At 49.5% G+C, this 16,255-nt stretch carries 16 protein-coding genes; 6 read left to right on the top strand and 10 right to left on the bottom strand.

Going from position 1 to position 16,255, the window contains the following annotated elements:
• Window positions 1–434 precede the first annotated feature (434 nt).
• The 3 genes from FS806_RS23450 (at window position 435) to FS806_RS27160 (ending at window position 1,594) form a co-directional block, all read left to right on the top strand.
• Window positions 435–764, top strand: coding sequence for a helix-turn-helix domain-containing protein (locus tag FS806_RS23450; RefSeq protein WP_144941524.1), 330 nt, complete (start codon window positions 435–437; stop codon window positions 762–764).
• Between the two features lie 4 nt (window positions 765–768).
• On the top strand, window positions 769–1,209 hold the full coding sequence (locus FS806_RS23445; protein ID WP_144941522.1) for an ImmA/IrrE family metallo-endopeptidase: 441 nt from the start codon (window positions 769–771) through the stop codon (window positions 1,207–1,209).
• A gap of 184 nt (window positions 1,210–1,393) precedes the next feature.
• On the top strand, window positions 1,394–1,594 hold the full coding sequence (locus FS806_RS27160; protein WP_397348153.1) for a DUF6199 family natural product biosynthesis protein: 201 nt from the start codon (window positions 1,394–1,396) through the stop codon (window positions 1,592–1,594).
• A gap of 132 nt (window positions 1,595–1,726) precedes the next feature.
• On the opposite strand, the gene sufB is transcribed toward FS806_RS27160, so the two are convergent.
• From sufB to sufC, 5 genes are all read right to left on the bottom strand, one after another.
• The gene (gene sufB, locus FS806_RS23435) at window positions 1,727–3,124 is read right to left on the bottom strand and encodes a Fe-S cluster assembly protein SufB (protein WP_144941520.1); all 1,398 of its coding nucleotides are present in this window, start codon (window positions 3,122–3,124) and stop codon (window positions 1,727–1,729) included.
• Window positions 3,125–3,163: 39 nt separating this feature from the next.
• Window positions 3,164–3,586 carry a Fe-S cluster assembly sulfur transfer protein SufU gene (sufU, locus tag FS806_RS23430; protein WP_144941518.1) on the bottom strand — a complete coding sequence of 141 codons (423 nt, stop codon included), beginning with the start codon at window positions 3,584–3,586 and terminating at the stop codon, window positions 3,164–3,166.
• Complete coding sequence (locus FS806_RS23425; RefSeq protein ID WP_144941516.1) at window positions 3,573–4,799, bottom strand: cysteine desulfurase; 1,227 nt, start codon at window positions 4,797–4,799, stop codon at window positions 3,573–3,575. Before FS806_RS23425 ends, sufU begins: the two co-directional genes overlap by 14 nt.
• Entirely contained in the window at window positions 4,799–6,097 is a 1,299-nt protein-coding gene (sufD, locus tag FS806_RS23420) for a Fe-S cluster assembly protein SufD (RefSeq protein ID WP_144941514.1), read from the bottom strand. Before sufD ends, FS806_RS23425 begins: the two co-directional genes overlap by 1 nt.
• Before the next feature lie 141 nt (window positions 6,098–6,238).
• Window positions 6,239–7,027, bottom strand: coding sequence for a Fe-S cluster assembly ATPase SufC (gene sufC / locus FS806_RS23415; protein WP_144941512.1), 789 nt, complete (start codon window positions 7,025–7,027; stop codon window positions 6,239–6,241).
• A gap of 452 nt (window positions 7,028–7,479) precedes the next feature.
• Between sufC and mtnK the strand changes: the two genes are divergently transcribed.
• Both mtnK and mtnA read left to right on the top strand, forming a co-directional pair.
• A complete protein-coding gene (gene mtnK, locus FS806_RS23410) occupies window positions 7,480–8,682 on the top strand; it encodes an S-methyl-5-thioribose kinase (protein ID WP_144941510.1) in 1,203 nt (400 codons plus the stop codon).
• A 53-nt stretch (window positions 8,683–8,735) separates the two neighbouring features.
• The gene (gene mtnA / locus FS806_RS23405; RefSeq protein ID WP_144941508.1) at window positions 8,736–9,860 is read left to right on the top strand and encodes an S-methyl-5-thioribose-1-phosphate isomerase; all 1,125 of its coding nucleotides are present in this window, start codon (window positions 8,736–8,738) and stop codon (window positions 9,858–9,860) included.
• 335 nt (window positions 9,861–10,195) lie between these two features.
• Here mtnA and FS806_RS23400 read toward each other — a convergent pair whose 3' ends face one another.
• On the bottom strand, window positions 10,196–10,828 hold the full coding sequence (locus tag FS806_RS23400; protein WP_144941506.1) for an SGNH/GDSL hydrolase family protein: 633 nt from the start codon (window positions 10,826–10,828) through the stop codon (window positions 10,196–10,198).
• 190 nt (window positions 10,829–11,018) lie between these two features.
• Between FS806_RS23400 and FS806_RS23395 the strand changes: the two genes are divergently transcribed.
• Window positions 11,019–11,198 (top strand): hypothetical protein, encoded by a 180-nt coding sequence (locus tag FS806_RS23395; protein ID WP_144941503.1) that lies wholly within the window; start codon window positions 11,019–11,021, stop codon window positions 11,196–11,198.
• Between the two features lie 77 nt (window positions 11,199–11,275).
• Here the strand turns inward: FS806_RS23395 and FS806_RS23390 are convergent, their stop codons facing one another.
• From FS806_RS23390 to FS806_RS23375, 4 genes are all read right to left on the bottom strand, one after another.
• The gene (locus tag FS806_RS23390; RefSeq protein ID WP_144941501.1) at window positions 11,276–12,397 is read right to left on the bottom strand and encodes a glycoside hydrolase family 88 protein; all 1,122 of its coding nucleotides are present in this window, start codon (window positions 12,395–12,397) and stop codon (window positions 11,276–11,278) included.
• 53 nt (window positions 12,398–12,450) lie between these two features.
• Complete coding sequence (locus FS806_RS23385) at window positions 12,451–13,329, bottom strand: carbohydrate ABC transporter permease (RefSeq protein ID WP_144941499.1); 879 nt, start codon at window positions 13,327–13,329, stop codon at window positions 12,451–12,453.
• Window positions 13,330–13,341: 12 nt separating this feature from the next.
• Window positions 13,342–14,301, bottom strand: a complete 960-nt coding sequence (locus FS806_RS23380; protein WP_144941497.1) for an ABC transporter permease — start codon at window positions 14,299–14,301, stop codon at window positions 13,342–13,344.
• Window positions 14,302–14,410: 109 nt separating this feature from the next.
• Window positions 14,411–16,021: an extracellular solute-binding protein gene (locus tag FS806_RS23375; protein ID WP_144941495.1), complete on the bottom strand. Its 1,611-nt coding sequence runs from the start codon at window positions 16,019–16,021 to the stop codon at window positions 14,411–14,413.
• Between the last annotated feature and the right edge of the window lie 234 nt (window positions 16,022–16,255).

Raw genomic sequence — 16,255 nt, 5'->3', positions numbered from 1 at the left:
TCCACTTTTTTACAGTCCGCGAGGCAGATCCACTATATTCAGTGTTTGATATTACGGGCTTTCGAAATTTAGGTTTACTTTAACAATTTGTCCTCGTTGTGGCCATCAAGGCCTTCAATTCTGACCTCCTAAGCTAGCTCGGAAAAATCCGACGATGCTGCATAACTGACCTTCCGGGCTCTTTGCTGCGCTAATTCTTTAGAGAATTCTCCCTCGTATTGCGCTGTTCTCCCCTTCCGATTTTAAGTTAGAAACATTCTCACCCCTTTTGGTATTCAATTTCGTATTACAAGTTCATGATATACTCAATTTCGTATTAAGTCAACATAAAAAATAAATAAAATTACGCAATTGAACATTTCTTTTTCAGTTACAAACAAGTATAATTAGGATACAAGTACGGAATTCCGTATATTGATTGAAAAGGGGATTCAATGGTGAAAAGAGCGGAAGTATTGAAAAAATTGATCGATCAAACCGGTTTAAATACTAAGGCTTTTGCTGAAAAAGCAGGTATACCCTATACAACGCTAAGGTCCATATTAATGCGGGGTGTGGGAGGAGCATCTGTAAATAACGTAATCAAAGTGTGCCGGGCGCTAGGGATTACCATTGAGGATTTGGAGGAGATGGCGGCTAATGACAACGGCAGCATCCAAACGATCGCCGCTCATCATGACGGAGAAGATTGGACCGCAGAAGAATTGGAGACGATCCGCAAGTTTAAGGAGTTTGTAAAATCTCAACGCAAGCCACAGGGGTGATTGCATGCTGTATGACAAGCTTCTTAAGGAGACCGAAGCGAGAGTTTTCGAAGTGGACATGCCCTCCACCATTAAGGGACTGTACGCAGATAACGTAATTTGGATCAATAAGAGCATACCGACAAGCACCGAAAAAGCATGTATTCTTGCCGAAGAGAACGGGCATTATCACACATCCATCGGCAATATACTGGACCAAAGCTCCATTCCTAACCGCAAGCAGGAACAAAGGGCACGGACCTGGGCCTACAGAAAACTAATCCCTCTTTCCTCCTTCGTACAGGCCCATAAGCAAGGGATTCACAATCGATATGAGCTTGCCGAATACCTGGAGGTTACGGAAAGCTTCCTTGAGGACAGCCTAAAGCGCTATCAGGAAATTTATGGGACGCATACGCAATGGAAGTGTTTTACGATCTATTTTGATCCCCTGTTAATCTTATAGATCTTTAGGAAAATACCCCTTTAGGGTTCTTTCGAGGATACGCGGGGAATTTCATCAATTGATTTTTGCAATATTCCGAAGTCTAAAAGCTTTGGAATATTGTTATTTAATTTTCTAAAGGAACCTATTTCTCGCCGATCCGTAATTATTATAAATCCGTTATAAGCCAGGGGGCTTGATTTCTATGATTTTCATGAGCATTTTTCTTATCCTTGCAGGATTATTAATGTTTTTCAAGACTGAGCTGCTCTGGAATCTTACTGAAAAGTGGACATCTAGGGATGCTACCGAACCATCAGACCTCTATCTATGGAATACACGCTTTGGCGGGATAGTGTGTTTTAGTATAGGTGTTGTTGGTATCTTCGTCCAAATCCTATTGTAAAAATAACCTTCGTCCCCACTTGAATTCCAATCACCGATTATTAAAGAAAATTAAAAGGAGGCGAACTTTAAAGTTCGCCTCCTTCATTATACGAGCGGCACAAACGATTCCGGCCGATAGGTTTGTAAGATGTTACCCGATAGAGCCTTCCATCTCGAACTTAATCAAACGGTTCATCTCTACGGCGTATTCCATTGGAAGCTCCTTCGTAAACGGCTCGATGAAGCCCATTACGATCATTTGTGTAGCTTCCTCTTCCGACAGGCCGCGGCTCATCAAGTAGAAGAGCTGCTCCTCGGAAACTTTGGATACTCTCGCCTCATGCTCCAGAGTAACGTTATCGTTCTTGATTTCGTTATAAGGAATCGTATCGGAGGTAGACTCCTTATCCATAATCAGCGTATCGCATTCGATATTCGCTTTGGACCCTTGGGAATTCCGTCCGAAGGAAGTCAGACCGCGATAGGATACTTTTCCTCCGTGCTTGCTGATGGACTTGGATACGATCGTCGAAGTCGTTTCCGGAGCCAGATGATGCATCTTCGCCCCGGCATCCTGATGCTGTCCGCGGCCGGCTACGGCAATGGACAGAACCGAACCTTTCGCTCCGCGTCCCTTCAAGATGACTGCCGGGTATTTCATCGTCAGTTTCGACCCGATGTTGCCGTCTACCCACTCCATATTGGCGTTCTCTTCCGCAACGGCACGCTTCGTCACCAGGTTATAAATGTTCGGAGCCCAGTTCTGAATCGTCGTATAGCGGACACGGGAGTTCTTGAGGCAGAGAATTTCAACCACTGCGCTGTGCAAGGAGTTCGTGCTGTAAATCGGCGCGGTACATCCTTCTACGTAATGGACGAAGCTGTCCTCATCCGCGATAATGAGCGTTCTCTCGAACTGACCCATATTTTCGGAGTTGATCCGGAAGTAGGCTTGCAGCGGAATTTCGCATTTGACGCCCTTAGGTACATAGATAAAGCTTCCCCCGGACCATACAGCGCTGTTCAAAGCTGCAAACTTGTTATCGGACGGAGGAACGACCGTACCGAAATATTTGCGGAACAATTCCGGGTGCTCTTTGAGAGCGGAGTCGGTATCCATGAAGATAACGCCTTGGTCTTCCAAATCCTTTTGCATATTGTGGTATACAACCTCGGACTCGTACTGAGCGGAAACTCCCGCCAGAAACTTCTGCTCCGCTTCCGGAATTCCGAGCTTGTCGAAGGTTTCCTTAATTTCCGCCGGAACCTCTTCCCAAGTCTTCCCTTGCTTCTCGGAAGGCTTGACATAGTATTGGATATCATCGAAATCGAGTTCATCCAGATTCCCGCCCCATCTCGGCATAGGCATCTTGAGAAACTGCTCCAAAGATTTAAGACGGAATTCCAGCATCCATTCCGGCTCATTCTTCATGCGGGAGATTTCGGTTACGATTTCCTTGGACAACCCTTTTCCAGTTTGGAAAACGGCCTTATGCTCGTCGCGGAAACCATATTTATACTCTTCCAGTTCAGGCATTTTCTTAGCCATCTTCGATTCCCTCCCATATTGGGTAATATTTATAAACGGTTATTGATTGGCCTTGTCAATTCCTTTGCGCAGGGCATTCCAGGCGAGAGTCGCACATTTGATCCGTGCCGGGAACTTGTTGACACCCGAGAGTGCCTCAATATCCTCGTATTCAAATTCGACGTCCTCCCCCTTCATCAGATTGGAGAAGTTCTCCGCCATAGCCAGCGCTTCTTCGAAGCTCTTTCCTTTGATCGCATCGGTCATCATAGACGCCGAGGATAAGCTGATTGAACATCCTTCCCCCAGAAAACGCGCGCCTTTAACGATTCCATCCTCAAGCTTCAATTGCAGGGAGATCCGGTCGCCGCAGCTGGGGTTATTCAGATCAATCGTTATACCGCCATCTTCGAAGCTTCCGCGGTTTCGCGGGTTTTTATAATGGTCCATAATCACTCTGCGGTATAAATCATCCAATTGCATGATCAAAGTACTCCTTTGTTTTTATTAAAGCTTTAACCAAGCGATCGATATCTTCTTCCGTATTGTAGAGATAGAAGCTGGCCCGGGCCGTTGCCGAAACGTTCAACTGCCGCATAAGAGGCTGGCAGCAGTGATGCCCGGCGCGAATCGCCACCCCTTGGGAATCCAGAACCGTTGCGACATCATGCGGGTGGATATCTCCCAGGTTAAAGGTAATCAGCCCAGCCCGATCGGAAGAAGGGCCGTAAATGACCAGATCCTCCACTTCGGACATCCGATCCCATGCCGCCGCGGCGAGCGATTTCTCATGCTTCTCGATATTCTCCATTCCGATATCGCTCAGGAAGTCGATCGCGGCGGCCATTCCGACGGCGCCGGCAATAATGGGAGTTCCTCCTTCGAACTTCCAGGGAAGCTCCTTCCATGTGGACTCGTACAAGTCCACATGGTCGATCATTTCGCCGCCGAATTCGATCGGCTCCATCTGCTCGAGCAATTCCTTCTTCCCATACAGTGCCCCAATTCCGGTAGGCCCACACATTTTATGGCCGGAAAATGCATAGAAGTCACAATCCAATTGCTGGACATCGACCTTCATATGAGGCGTGCTCTGGGCCCCGTCCACCAGCACTTTGGCCCCATGACGGTGAGCTATTCTCGCAATGTCCTCAATCGGATTAATCACCCCTAGCACGTTGGACACATAAGTTATGGCAACGATGCGGGTATTGTCGGTGATGGTGTTCTCCACATTCTCCAGACGGATCGTTCCGTCCGGTTCCATCGGAATATATTTCAGCGTAGCTCCAGTCGCTTTGGCCACCTGCTGCCACGGAATGAGATTGCTGTGATGCTCCATCGGAGTAAGGACAATTTCATCGCCTTCTCCGCAAACACTGCGGGCATAGCTGCTGGCCACCAGGTTAATGGCCGTAGTTGTCCCGCGTGTAAAAATAATTTCCTCGCTGGATTTCGCATTGATAAATTGTCTTACCTTGTCACGCGCCCCTTCATAGGCATCGGTAGCCCTGGAACCGAGAGTATGCACTCCCCGGTGCACGTTAGCATTGTCCATTTCGTAATAGCGTTTGAGCGCTTCTATGACCGGAGTCGGCTTCTGTGAACTGGCGGCGCTGTCCAAATAAACCAAGGGGTGACCATTCACTTCCTGATTCAGAATGGGGAACAGCTCGCGAACCTGTAAGAGACTCATTATCGCAGCTTCCTTTCAACGACTTGACGCAGGCGCTGCTCCAGCTTCTCCAACGGAATCTGAGAGACGATAGGAGCGAGGAATCCGTAGATAATCAATCTCTCTGCGTCTTGCCTGCTGATTCCACGCGTCATCAAATAATGGATATGCTCCGGATTGACCTGGCCAACGCTGGCCGCGTGGCCCGCCATAACCTCATCTTCATCGATTAACAATATCGGATTGGCATCCCCGCGGGCTTGCGGGCTGAGCATCAGAATCTGCTCCGCTTGCTCCCCGTTAGCACCGGTTGCGCCTTTCTCGATTTTCGTAACCCCGTTGATGATCGCTGTCGCTTCATCACGCATGACTGCGCGAGTGCTCATCTCGCTGGTCGTGCGCTTGCCGATATGAACGGCACGGGTGGTCAAATTCAACGATTGTGCTTTCACCCCGACACAAATTACTTTGGCATCGGAGAAGGAGCCTTCCCCTTTAAGAAGCGAAGTGGTGTCCGATATTCCGTTGCCATTATTCATCTCTCCGACAACCCACTCGATAGAGCCGTCCTTCTCCACTACCGCCCTGCGGTAAGCAATGTCAACCGTCCGTTCTCCCATCTGATGTACTGAGGAGAAATGAACCTTCGCCCCCTGCTTCACAAACACTTCCACGACGACGTTGGAGACCTGCTCTCCTTCCTGCTCGCGGGATACCAGGCTGTCCGTAAAGATGACAGAGCTGTTGTCTTCCGCCACAATTAAAATGTGCGAAGAGTAAGCCGCATTCACGCTGTCCGCCAAGAAGAAGGATTGGAACGGGATTTCAGCCGTTACATTCTTAGGAACGTAGAGGAAGACTCCTCCGCTCCAGGAAGCCGCGTGCAAAGCCGCAAATTTATGCTCTTCAATCGTAACTGCCTTCATAAAATACGGTTGTACCAAATCGGCATGCTTCTGGATGGCCGTATTCAGGTCTGTGAAAATGACGCCTTGCGAAGCCAGTTCTTCGGGAAGCCGGCTGAATACCTCCCCCGAGCTGTTAAGAAAAACAAGCGGGCCGGTCTGTTCGTCCATCAAGGACTTAGCCGCTTCGGGAATCTCCTGAATCACCTGACTCTTGCCCGCTTGGGCATGGGAATGCAGCGATTCTAAATTCCAGCGGTCGATTCTCGTCTTCTCTAATTTAGGGTATTCCAATTGTCCTGCCAATTCCAGCGCCTGCAAACGAAGGTTCGTCATCCATTCGGGTTCGTTATTGACCCTGGAATGCTCGATAACGGAATTGCGGTCGATTGGAAGAATGGTCTGCGTACTCATCTATATTCCTCCTGCCAGCTTGCCGACTGCAAGCTTCTTCTTTGCTTTATCCGATCTTGTTACGAATCGTGTTATTGAAGAAAAATCAGTGAACCGGGTTCATGGCGGCCTGCGGCCGACTTAATTCGAACAGTCAGTAGCTTAGGCTTCCTGACCAACCGTTTCGTCTACAATACCAAGCTCTTCCTTAACCCAATCGTAGCCGTCTTTCTCCAGGCGTTCGGCAAGCTCAGGTCCTCCGGACTTGACAATGCGACCTTGCATCATGACATGGACATAATCCGGTTTGATATAAGACAGCAAACGCTGATAGTGGGTAATGATGAGGAAGCCGCGTTCTTCGCTGCGCATCGAGTTGACTCCGTTCGCTACAATGCGGAGTGCGTCGATATCGAGGCCGGAATCCACCTCGTCCAGAATGACGAGACGAGGATCGAGCATCATCATCTGTAAAATTTCGTTTCTCTTCTTCTCTCCGCCGGAAAACCCTTCATTCAGATACCGGTGAGCAAACTCCGGATTCATCTCCAGTTCTTTCATCTTGCCTTCCATTTGGCGAATGAATTTGATGAGAGAAATTTCATCGCCTTCCTCACGACGGGCATTGATTGCGCTGCGCAAGAAATCGGAATTGGTCACACCGGAAATTTCGCTTGGATACTGCATGGCCAGGAACATTCCGGCTCTTGCTCTTTCGTCCACTTCCATTTCCAATACATCCTGACCGTCTAAAGTAACACTTCCGCCGGTAACTTCATATTTGGGATGGCCCATCAAAGTGGAAGCGAGCGTACTCTTCCCCGTACCATTCGGTCCCATAACCGCATGGACTTCTCCACCCTTGATTTCCAGATTAACTCCCTTGAGAATTTCTTTCCCCTCGACGGTTGCCTTCAATCCGTCTATAGTAAATTTGACTGCGTTTGACATGTAACCATTACCTCCACAGTTATATTGATTTTTTGATGATAATTATTCTAAATGATAATCAGTGATTCTCATTGTAACTTATATTATAGCTTACTTCCACAAATCAATAAAGTGTGTACCGTTTATTTTAACAACATTAAATTAAAGCAAGCCGGATGACTTGAACGAACTTCCCTTTCTGAAGCTTCTGCACGATGCCCGACAAAGATCTGCCCCCTGCAATTTCCATGCATACCCCATTATAGGGTTATAGGTCGGAATAAAGCAAATGGAAGGCGCCTAAACATCGCAAGCTATTGATTCAATTACAAATTCATTGTATTCCTACCTGTTCTCTTGAAAATTAAATCTCCCCTAACGGGCCATTCTGTCATATACTATAGACAAAAGATTTGGAATTGTCCGTTGACCGGCATTCGAATCAAACTTTATTTATACAAGGAGGAATCCCGATGTCCTATCATTCCCTATCGCTGGAAGAAGCAATCCGGTACGCTGCTAATTTGCCGGGCATATTTCCCGAGAACGCAGACTTGCAAGTACGCGAAATCGGCGACGGCAATTTGAATCTTGTCTTTCATATAAAAGATTCGAGGAGCGGAGCAAGCGTTATTATGAAACAGGCCCTGCCTTACGCCAAGGTTGTCGGAGAATCGTGGCCGCTCACGCTGGACCGGGCGCGGATCGAGAGCGAGGCTCTTCAGCTTCAGGAGTCTCTCTGCCCCGGGCTTGTCCCGCACGTCTATGCCTTCGATCAAGAGCTGGCTCTGACCGTCATGGAGGACCTTAGTGATCATATCATCATGCGCAAAGGCTTAATTGAAGGCAACCGGTACCCGCTTTTTGCCGAGCATGTGGGTAAATTTATGGCGCATACCCTGTTCTACACTTCCGATCTCGGAATGAATCAGCAGGCTAAGAAGCAGCAGGTCAAGAGATTCGTTAACCCGGAACTGTGCAAAATTACGGAGGATCTCATTTTCGATGATCCGTATACCGACTCCAGCAATAATAATTACAATCCTCTTATTCGTGAAGAGGTGGAGAAGCTGTGGCGGGATGAAGAGCTGCATTTGGAGGTAGCATTGCTGAGAGAGTCCTTCCTCACCCACGCCGAAGCCCTTCTGCATGGAGATTTGCATACGGGAAGCATCTTTATTACTCCGGAATCCACCAAGATGATCGATCCGGAATTTGCCTATTATGGCCCTATGGGCTTCGACATCGGCGCGGTAGTCGCCAATCTGCTGCTTAATTACGCCGGTCAGGAAGGCTGGATAAAGGATGCGGGCCAACGCTCCGAATTCCGCCAATACTTGCTGGACACCGTCCGTGATGTGTGGGGCCACTTCTCCCGTAATTTTGTGCAGCTGTGGGAGCGGGACAATGTCGACCGAATGGCGCGCACCCCAGGATATCGGGACCTCTATATGAAGAAAATTCTGAGAGACACGATCGGTTTCGCCGGATGTAAGATGGTCCGCCGCATCGTCGGGCTGGCGCATGTAGCCGATATAGACACGATAGCGGATCCGCAGGTGCGGGCCCATGCGGAGACGATCGCCCTGAACATCGGTAAAGCGCTGATCAAGCTTAACCGCAAGGCCGAATCTATTGAAGAAGTTATTGCTATCGCTGAACAATACGCCAAATAATTGCTATAATAGTTACTCGTTATCACCAATGGTCGTGAAAGAAGGTTATAGGCATGAATAGAACGAATTTTTCGGATGCCGCGGGGCAAGAGCCGCGTGAACTGGCTTCCCTGCGCTGGACCGGAGAGCATCTGGAGATGCTGGACCAGAGATTGCTTCCGGAGCAAATTGTTTTCCTCTCCCTGAACGAAGCGGAGGAGGTTTGGGAAGCTATCTTCTCCATGAAGGTGAGAGGGGCTCCGGCAATCGGTATCGCGGCCGCCTATGGCGTTTACCTCGGTATTCGGGGCTATGAGCCGGCGGGCGATAGTGAGCGGGAGCGGCTGCACAATCTCGAGTTGAAGATTAACGAAGTAGCCGACCGGCTGGCTACCTCCAGGCCGACAGCCGTCAATCTGTTCTGGGCGCTGGACCGGATCCGCAGCGGGACGGCGGAGTGGACCGCAGCGGCTTCCGCTTCAACGGAAGGCGGCGACCGTGTAGAGCAGCTCAAGCAGCTTGTTCTCAAGGAAGCGCAGGACATTCAAGCGGAGGACGAGACGACCTGCCGGCTGATTGGTGAGCATGCGCTCTCCCTCTTCGAGGATGGAATGGGCGTGCTTACCCACTGCAATGCAGGAGGTCTGGCAACCGCAAGATATGGAACGGCGCTCGCTCCATTCTACCTGGCCAAGGCCCAGGGCTGGAACCTGAAGGTGTTCGCTGACGAGACCCGTCCGGTGCTGCAAGGGGCGCGCCTAACCGCCTTCGAGCTGCAGCAGGCCGGAATCGATGTGACCCTGATATGCGATAATATGGCGGCGATGGTCATGTCCAAGGGCTGGGTACAGGCCGTTATAGTCGGCACGGACCGGGTAGCGGCCAATGGCGACGTGGCTAATAAGATCGGCACCTACGGGCTCGCTGTACTGGCCAAGGCGCATAATATTCCTTTCTACGTCGCATGTCCACTATCAACGATTGACATGAATACTCCGACTGGAGACCTCATCCCTATCGAGGAACGTCATGAGAGGGAAGTTACGGAAGGCTTCGGCAGAAGAACCGCTCCGCAAGGAATCAAAGTATTCAACCCGGCCTTCGATGTAACGCCGAACGAATATGTTACGGCTATCATTACTGAAAAAGGCATCATTCGTCCTTCCTACCAGGAGAATCTCCCCAAGCTGTTCGGATAATCATATAGAAACGGAGGAGCATAGCGCTCCTCCTTTATTTTTATGGGAATTTCGGGGCTTCACGCAAAGTACTCCGAATACACCTAGAAGGCTGCACGCACTTTGCGGGAATCGGGAATTTATAAGGCCTCCTTGCAAAGTGATTAAGTTTCGAAGGCTGTACGCCACTTTGCAGGTTAAGTGAATTAGCTTCCAAGGTCATACGTCACTTTGCAGGTTTTTAAAGGCCCCCCGCAAAGAAAAGCGGCCGCGTTAGCGGAAGATTTAGACCACCGATTCCGCTGGAGTGCGGACGGAATAGCTTCGAAGGCTGCACGTCCATTTGACGGGTTTATTTATGGGAACTGGACACCGGCCGCTTGCAGCCAAGCTCTGGCGATAAGAGCATGACCTGCGGGCGAAGGATGAACGCCGTCCGGAGCCCAGAAGGCTGCATCCGCGCGGGTTGATGCCTGTGCGAATAATCCGTCCAGCGGAACGAGCACAGCCTTGAATTCACGGGCCAGCTCCCTCACGATATGAATCTTCGGATCTAGGTCCGTCCGCCAGCTCTTCCGGTCTTCAGGCACGGGGAGCACGAACGGCTCAATGAGCATCAGCTTGGCTCCAAGCTTGTCTCTCGTCTGCACAAGCAAATCCCTTAGCCCGGCTTCAAAATCTTCCGCACTCGTTGGATCGTTACGGTCAAATTTTCTCCATGTGTTATTTATTCCTATGTATATGGAAACCAAAGTGGGCTTCAGATCCAGACAATCCTCCTGCCAGCGGTCTTGAAGATCCTTGACCCGGTTACCGCTTATTCCGCGATTGAGGAAAGTAACCCCCATCTCCGGAAACATAGAATTAAACAATCCGGCGGCCATCATGGCGTAGCCTTTGCCCAGATCATTCGGGTTATCCCGGTTGCGCGACGTATCCGTAATGCTGTCGCCCTGGAACAACACAACCTCATTCTGCGAAATCAGCATACTGCATTTCCCCTTTATATTAGTAGAATAGGCAATAATCTAAATTCATTATGCCATAACCGCTCGGTAAGCGGTATCATTTAATTACGAAAGGTTGTCGTGACATCACGATCGGATAAGGGGACCCATTGTTGGATAAAATGTAACAGGAGATCTTTTTCAATAAATATCAACATAAGGTGGAATTCACATGGTCCTTCAGGTTAAAACTTTCGACGATAAAGAAGAGCTGAACAATTTCCTCAGAACCTTGTCCGAAGATACGGTTTACAGCATTGATTACAAAATCGCCGGAGAAGAGCTGCATTCGGAAAACTTCATGGTCGTTTACAAAGTCAAATTTCAGGAGCATGGCGGCCCTACGGCGTAACTTTGCGGGAAGTCGCGGCACTTAACAAAATTATGGCCCGGAAGCGGATTTCCATCCCTGCCTCCGGGCCACGAGCTTTACTCGTACCAGTATCCTTTCAATCCTCTTTCCATACGCATCAAGGCTTCCAAATAGTAGTAATCGCCCCAGATCATGAAATCATCAGGCCCCCGGTCCCCTCGAACATGATAAGAGCCATGCAGGAGCAAGCCTTCCGCTTCCGGCATGCTCATCGTAGAATAATTTCGCACCAGCGAAGCCATCCATCTTACGGCCGCATCCTGGAAGAACGCTTTGTCCGGGTCCTTCTCATCCAGATGCTCGGCCAGCTCAAGCACACCCGCTGCAGCGATAGCCGATGCGGAGCTGTCGCGCGGAGTCCCTTCCTCGGTCGGAGCGTCGAAATCCCAATAGGCTACCTGATCTTCCGGCAGATGCTTGTCGAAATAGCGGGCGAGCCTTCGGGACGTTTCCAGGAACAGCGGATTACGGGTATAACGGTACGATAGCGCGAAGCCATATATTCCCCAGGCCTGGCCTCGCGTCCAGGTCGAACCATCATGGTATCCCTGATGGGTGCCCCCGCCGATGGGTGTTCCATCCTCCTGGTTAAAATAGAACGTATGATAGGAAGAATCGTCGCCGCGCACAAGATAGCGCCTGCTCTTCTCCGCATGAATTATAGCGATATCCCGGTACTTCGGGTCCCCCGTCTGCTCGTAAGCCCAATAAAGAAGGGGCAGGTTCAGCATACAGTCAATGATGATCCGTCCGCCGTTCTTAGGATCTCCTTCCGGGCCCCATGCCTGTATATATTGGCCGGCGGGGCGCCATCTCTGCATTAATTTATCGGCCGCTCTCAGTGTCAATTGGCGGGCTTCCTCGTCCTTCGCAATAATCCACCCGGCCTTCGATGACAGCGAATACAAAAATCCGATGTCATGGTGATCAAGCGCCACATTGTTATCCAGCCGTTCGCGGAAATTCTGCACCTGCTCTTCCGCCGCTTTTTTAAAAAATTCATCCCCTGTATATTGATAGGAAAGCCAGATCATCCCGGTATAGAAGCCTTCGATCCAATCGTTGTTCTCCCCCCATTGATAGCGGTTTCCTTCTGTAATATGAGGAAAGAGTCCGGGGTGGCCTTCGATATTTTTCCTAATCTTCTGAACGGCATCCTCAATGGCTTGCTTCCACATGCCTTTATCACACCTTATTCTGTTATTTTCATTAATCATTCTATCAAATCGGATTACTCCTTAATAGCCCCAATCATAACCCCTTTGACAAAATACTTCTGCAGGAACGGATAGAGCAGGAGAATCGGAATCGTAGCGACAATGATGGTCGCGTACTTGATCGTTTCGCCAATCGGCATTTTATCGGCGGCGCCGACACTGGTCATCATGCTGTCCGTGCTGTTCGTAATCAGAATCTCTCTCAAGACAAGCTGAAGCGGAAATAATTCACGGTTTCTCAAATAAATCATCGCGCTGAACCAGGAATTCCAATGCCCTACCCCATAGAACAATATCATGACGGCCACAACCGGCATGGAGAGCGGCAGAATGATTCGAAAAAGCACCGTAAAATCATTGGCGCCGTCCAGCTTAGCCGATTCCTCCAGGCTGATCGGTATTCCCTGGAACGATGTTCTCATAATGATCAGATTGAAGGCGCTGACCGCACCGGGAATAATGAGCGCCCATAAAGTATCTAGCATCCCCAGATTAGTCACCAGCAGGTAGGTAGGAATCAGCCCGCCGGAGAAAAACATTGTAAAAACGATAAAAAACATAATCGGGTTTTTCCACATCACATTTTGCCGGGAAAGTCCATAGGCTCCCAACGCCGTCATGAAAACGTTAATAGCCGTCCCGACAACAACGATAAACAGAGTATTCATATAACCGGTCTTGATCATCGGGTTGTCGAAAACCAGCTTATACGCATCCAGGTTGAATCCATGGGGAAACCAGATCAATCCCCGCTGCTGTACTGCCCATGCCGGGTCGCTTAACGAAGCGATCAGCACGTACAGGAACGGATACAAGGTAGCGAGGCACAGCAAGATCATAAATAACGAGTTGAAAAAATCAAAGATCCGCTCCCCTATCGTCGGTCTATTCATCAAGCACCCCTCCTACCACAATTTGGTCTCCGTCGTACGTTTGCTGATCGTATTCGCAAGCACCAGTAGAGTAAAGTTTATGACCGAGTTGAACAGACCGATCGCCGCACTGTAGCTGTAGTTCGACTCCAGAAGCCCCTTGCGGTAAACGAAGGTACCGATGACATCGGCGGTCTCATACGTGGCGGAATTGTACAGCAGCAGTATTTTCTCCGTCCCGACGGTCATCAGATTCCCCATCTGCAGAATCAGCAAAATAATGATCGTGGGCAGCATGCCGGGAATCGTAATATGAATCGTCTGCCTCCACCGGTTGGCTCCATCCACTCGTGCGGCTTCGTACAGGGAAGGATCGATATTGGAGATGGCCGCCAAATAAATAATGGTCCCCCAGCCTACTCCTTGCCAGATTCCCGAACTGATGTAAATCGTCCGGAACCATTCCGGCTGCCGCAGATACGGAATCGCTTCCATTCCAAACCAGGCCAGCAGGTTGTTGATCAGCCCGTCACGCGCCAGGAAGTCTACCATCATCCCCGCTATGACGACAATCGAGATGAAATGCGGAATATAGGTGATCGTCTGAACCGCACGCTTAAACAGCCGGTTGCGAACCTCGTTCAACAGAAGGGCGAGAAGGATCGGCGCCGGAAAGGCGAAAATCAGCTCATAAACACTCAGCAATATCGTATTGCGGATCAGTCTCCAAAAATAAAAGCTGTTGAAAAAATCTTGAAAATATTTAAAGCCGACCCAGGGGCTGCCCCAGAATCCCAGCGTCGGAGAGTAGTCTTTAAAGGCGATTTGCACTCCGTACATAGGGCCATAGTGAAAGACAGCATAGTATAGAACGACAGGAAGCAGCATCAAGTAGACGTACTTGTTCATCTTGAAGTCACGGACGACCCGATAACGAAAACGCGTCTTATCCTTCGCTGTTCCGGCTGGTTTTCCTCTAACTACTTCAGCCATACTCAGCCTCCCTTATTGCTGTAATCAGGATGTAGGTGAAATGATCCGGTCTTCCGGGAAAGGGTCCGTGACGGGGCAGCCCCGACACGGACACAAACAGCAGCAATCCTTATCTCTGATTGAAGCGTTCCAGGGCCGCCTGTTGAATTTTAATGGCTTCCTCAATCCCCATTCCCTTGAGAGTATTGACAAAGTCATCAAAACGATCGAGGGGCTCCGCACCCATAATGAATTTGTCAATCATTTCGGTCTTGTAGGTATTAATATCGTTCATGATGGACGAATATCTGGAGCTTTCGTCCGCTGTCCTTGTTATCGGGGGCAGCAGCTTGGAATGATCGGCGTCCATCCAGTTTTTGATCGCTTCCTTCTGGACATCCAGCGACAGGTATTGCTCCTGATAGCGAACATCCTGAATGATCGGTCCGGACCAGCTTGCTACAAAATATTTGGCCATCGCTTGGGTAATGGGCAATTTGTCCGGGTTATTCATAATCAAATCCGTATACTTCGGGTATCCGTTCTCCATGACATAGCTCTCTCCCTCGACCCCGAAGTTAAACAGCATATGCCCCTGCTCTCCATACCGGAAGTCCATCCATTTGACCAGCTCCTCCGGATTTTTGGCTGTTGCGGAAATGGCGCCTCCATCTCCCCTGAAGGGAAAATCCATTTGACCGAGTGCTTTATCTCCTTCCTTAAGAACCGGATAGGTCGTACCTATCAGTGTGAAATCGGGCTTGGAATCCTTCATCAGACTGGTATACCGTCCGATACCGCTTCCGTTATAGGTTACGATGGAGCCCAATTGATCTCCGGTCATCTTGGCATCCTTCAGCTTGGAGTCTGTCGTGGCGTAATCCTTGTCAATCAGTCCTTCCTTATACCACCGGTTCATCAGGGTTAGGAATTCCTTGTACTCCGGTTGAATGGGTCCGTACTTGACCGTCCCGTTATCCTGATAAAATTCGGTCGTAATCCCCCAGGCGCCGATAAAGGCATGGCCGACATTAATATCTCCCATCGTTAGAAGGAACGGAATCTCATCCTTCTGGCCGTTACCGTTAGGATCCTGATCCCGGAAGGCAGTCAGCGCTTTCTCCCAATCGTCTATCGTCTTGGGCACCGGCAGATTGACCTTGTCGAGCCAATCTTTGCGGATGACCGGACCATGGAAGGTCAGCAGCTCCTCATGCCCGCGAATGAACGGAAATACATAAATATTACCTTCATCCGTCGTAATCAATTTCTTCCACTCCGGGTGCTCATTCAAGATTTTGGTCAGATTGGGAGCATGCTCCTCAATCAGCTCATTCAATCGGATAATTCGCTTTTCCTTGATCGCGTTATCCGGACCCTTGGCCACCGAAGCCCAGTTATATTCAATGATATCGGGCAGCTTGCCTGACGCGAGCATCAGGTTGAATTGGTCGGCTTCTTGCCCGGACGGGGGATGCTGGAATTCCACCTTCGTTCCGGTAATTTTCTCCATCTCTTTATAAGCGCCCATTTCATTGAAGCTCTTCAGGACGGAACCGGCATTCCCCATCCCTGCCCAATATGTGAGCTTCTCCGGATAGTTCACTTCCTTCGGCGCCCCGCCGGAATCCGACGGTTGAACTGCCGGAGGTGCCTCCCCCTTGCTGCATCCAGCGATTAATCCGGCTGCCAGAGTAACGGACATCAGAGCCGCTGCCGTTCTTTGTCTTCTTTTATTCATGATCATAGGGCCTCCCTTTTCAGAAATTGAAACGCTTTCGTCTGGCGACATATTCAAACTATAACGAAAGGCCTGCCCTCTGGATACAATACGATTTTCAATGAATTATACGGCTTAAACAATGATCACTATCTTTTCTTAAGGGAGACTATACAGATTAAACATGAAATCGGAAAGTACCGTTGTCAAAAGGTGAAAGAGCCGCGTCGTGACAGTTTTTTTCAGTCACAGAAA

Source organism: Paenibacillus sp. 32O-W (genome assembly GCF_007679495.1).
GTDB lineage: Bacteria > Bacillota > Bacilli > Paenibacillales > NBRC-103111 > Paenibacillus_L > Paenibacillus_L residui.
The sequence above is the reverse complement of the archived record's forward strand: the minus strand, read 5'-3'. Positions and strand labels throughout refer to the sequence as shown.

Bases quoted from the DNA above. Each gene is read 5' to 3' on its own strand.
- FS806_RS23390 (WP_144941501.1), bottom strand. From the start codon at position 12,397: ATGTGGAAGCAAGCCATTGAGGATGCCGTTCAGAAGATTAGGAAAAAT.
- FS806_RS23425 (WP_144941516.1), bottom strand. From the start codon at position 4,799: ATGAGTCTCTTACAGGTTCGCGAGCTGTTCCCCATTCTGAATCAGGAA.
- sufD (WP_144941514.1), bottom strand. From the start codon at position 6,097: ATGAGTACGCAGACCATTCTTCCAATCGACCGCAATTCCGTTATCGAG.
- FS806_RS27160 (WP_397348153.1), top strand. From the start codon at position 1,394: ATGATTTTCATGAGCATTTTTCTTATCCTTGCAGGATTATTAATGTTT.
- FS806_RS23450 (WP_144941524.1), top strand. From the start codon at position 435: ATGGTGAAAAGAGCGGAAGTATTGAAAAAATTGATCGATCAAACCGGT.
- sufB (WP_144941520.1), bottom strand. From the start codon at position 3,124: ATGGCTAAGAAAATGCCTGAACTGGAAGAGTATAAATATGGTTTCCGC.
- FS806_RS23385 (WP_144941499.1), bottom strand. From the start codon at position 13,329: ATGAATAGACCGACGATAGGGGAGCGGATCTTTGATTTTTTCAACTCG.
- sufC (WP_144941512.1), bottom strand. From the start codon at position 7,027: ATGTCAAACGCAGTCAAATTTACTATAGACGGATTGAAGGCAACCGTC.
- FS806_RS23375 (WP_144941495.1), bottom strand. From the start codon at position 16,021: ATGAATAAAAGAAGACAAAGAACGGCAGCGGCTCTGATGTCCGTTACT.
- sufU (WP_144941518.1), bottom strand. From the start codon at position 3,586: ATGCAATTGGATGATTTATACCGCAGAGTGATTATGGACCATTATAAA.
- mtnK (WP_144941510.1), top strand. From the start codon at position 7,480: ATGTCCTATCATTCCCTATCGCTGGAAGAAGCAATCCGGTACGCTGCT.
- FS806_RS23395 (WP_144941503.1), top strand. From the start codon at position 11,019: ATGGTCCTTCAGGTTAAAACTTTCGACGATAAAGAAGAGCTGAACAAT.
- FS806_RS23400 (WP_144941506.1), bottom strand. From the start codon at position 10,828: ATGCTGATTTCGCAGAATGAGGTTGTGTTGTTCCAGGGCGACAGCATT.
- FS806_RS23380 (WP_144941497.1), bottom strand. From the start codon at position 14,301: ATGGCTGAAGTAGTTAGAGGAAAACCAGCCGGAACAGCGAAGGATAAG.
- FS806_RS23445 (WP_144941522.1), top strand. From the start codon at position 769: ATGCTGTATGACAAGCTTCTTAAGGAGACCGAAGCGAGAGTTTTCGAA.
- mtnA (WP_144941508.1), top strand. From the start codon at position 8,736: ATGAATAGAACGAATTTTTCGGATGCCGCGGGGCAAGAGCCGCGTGAA.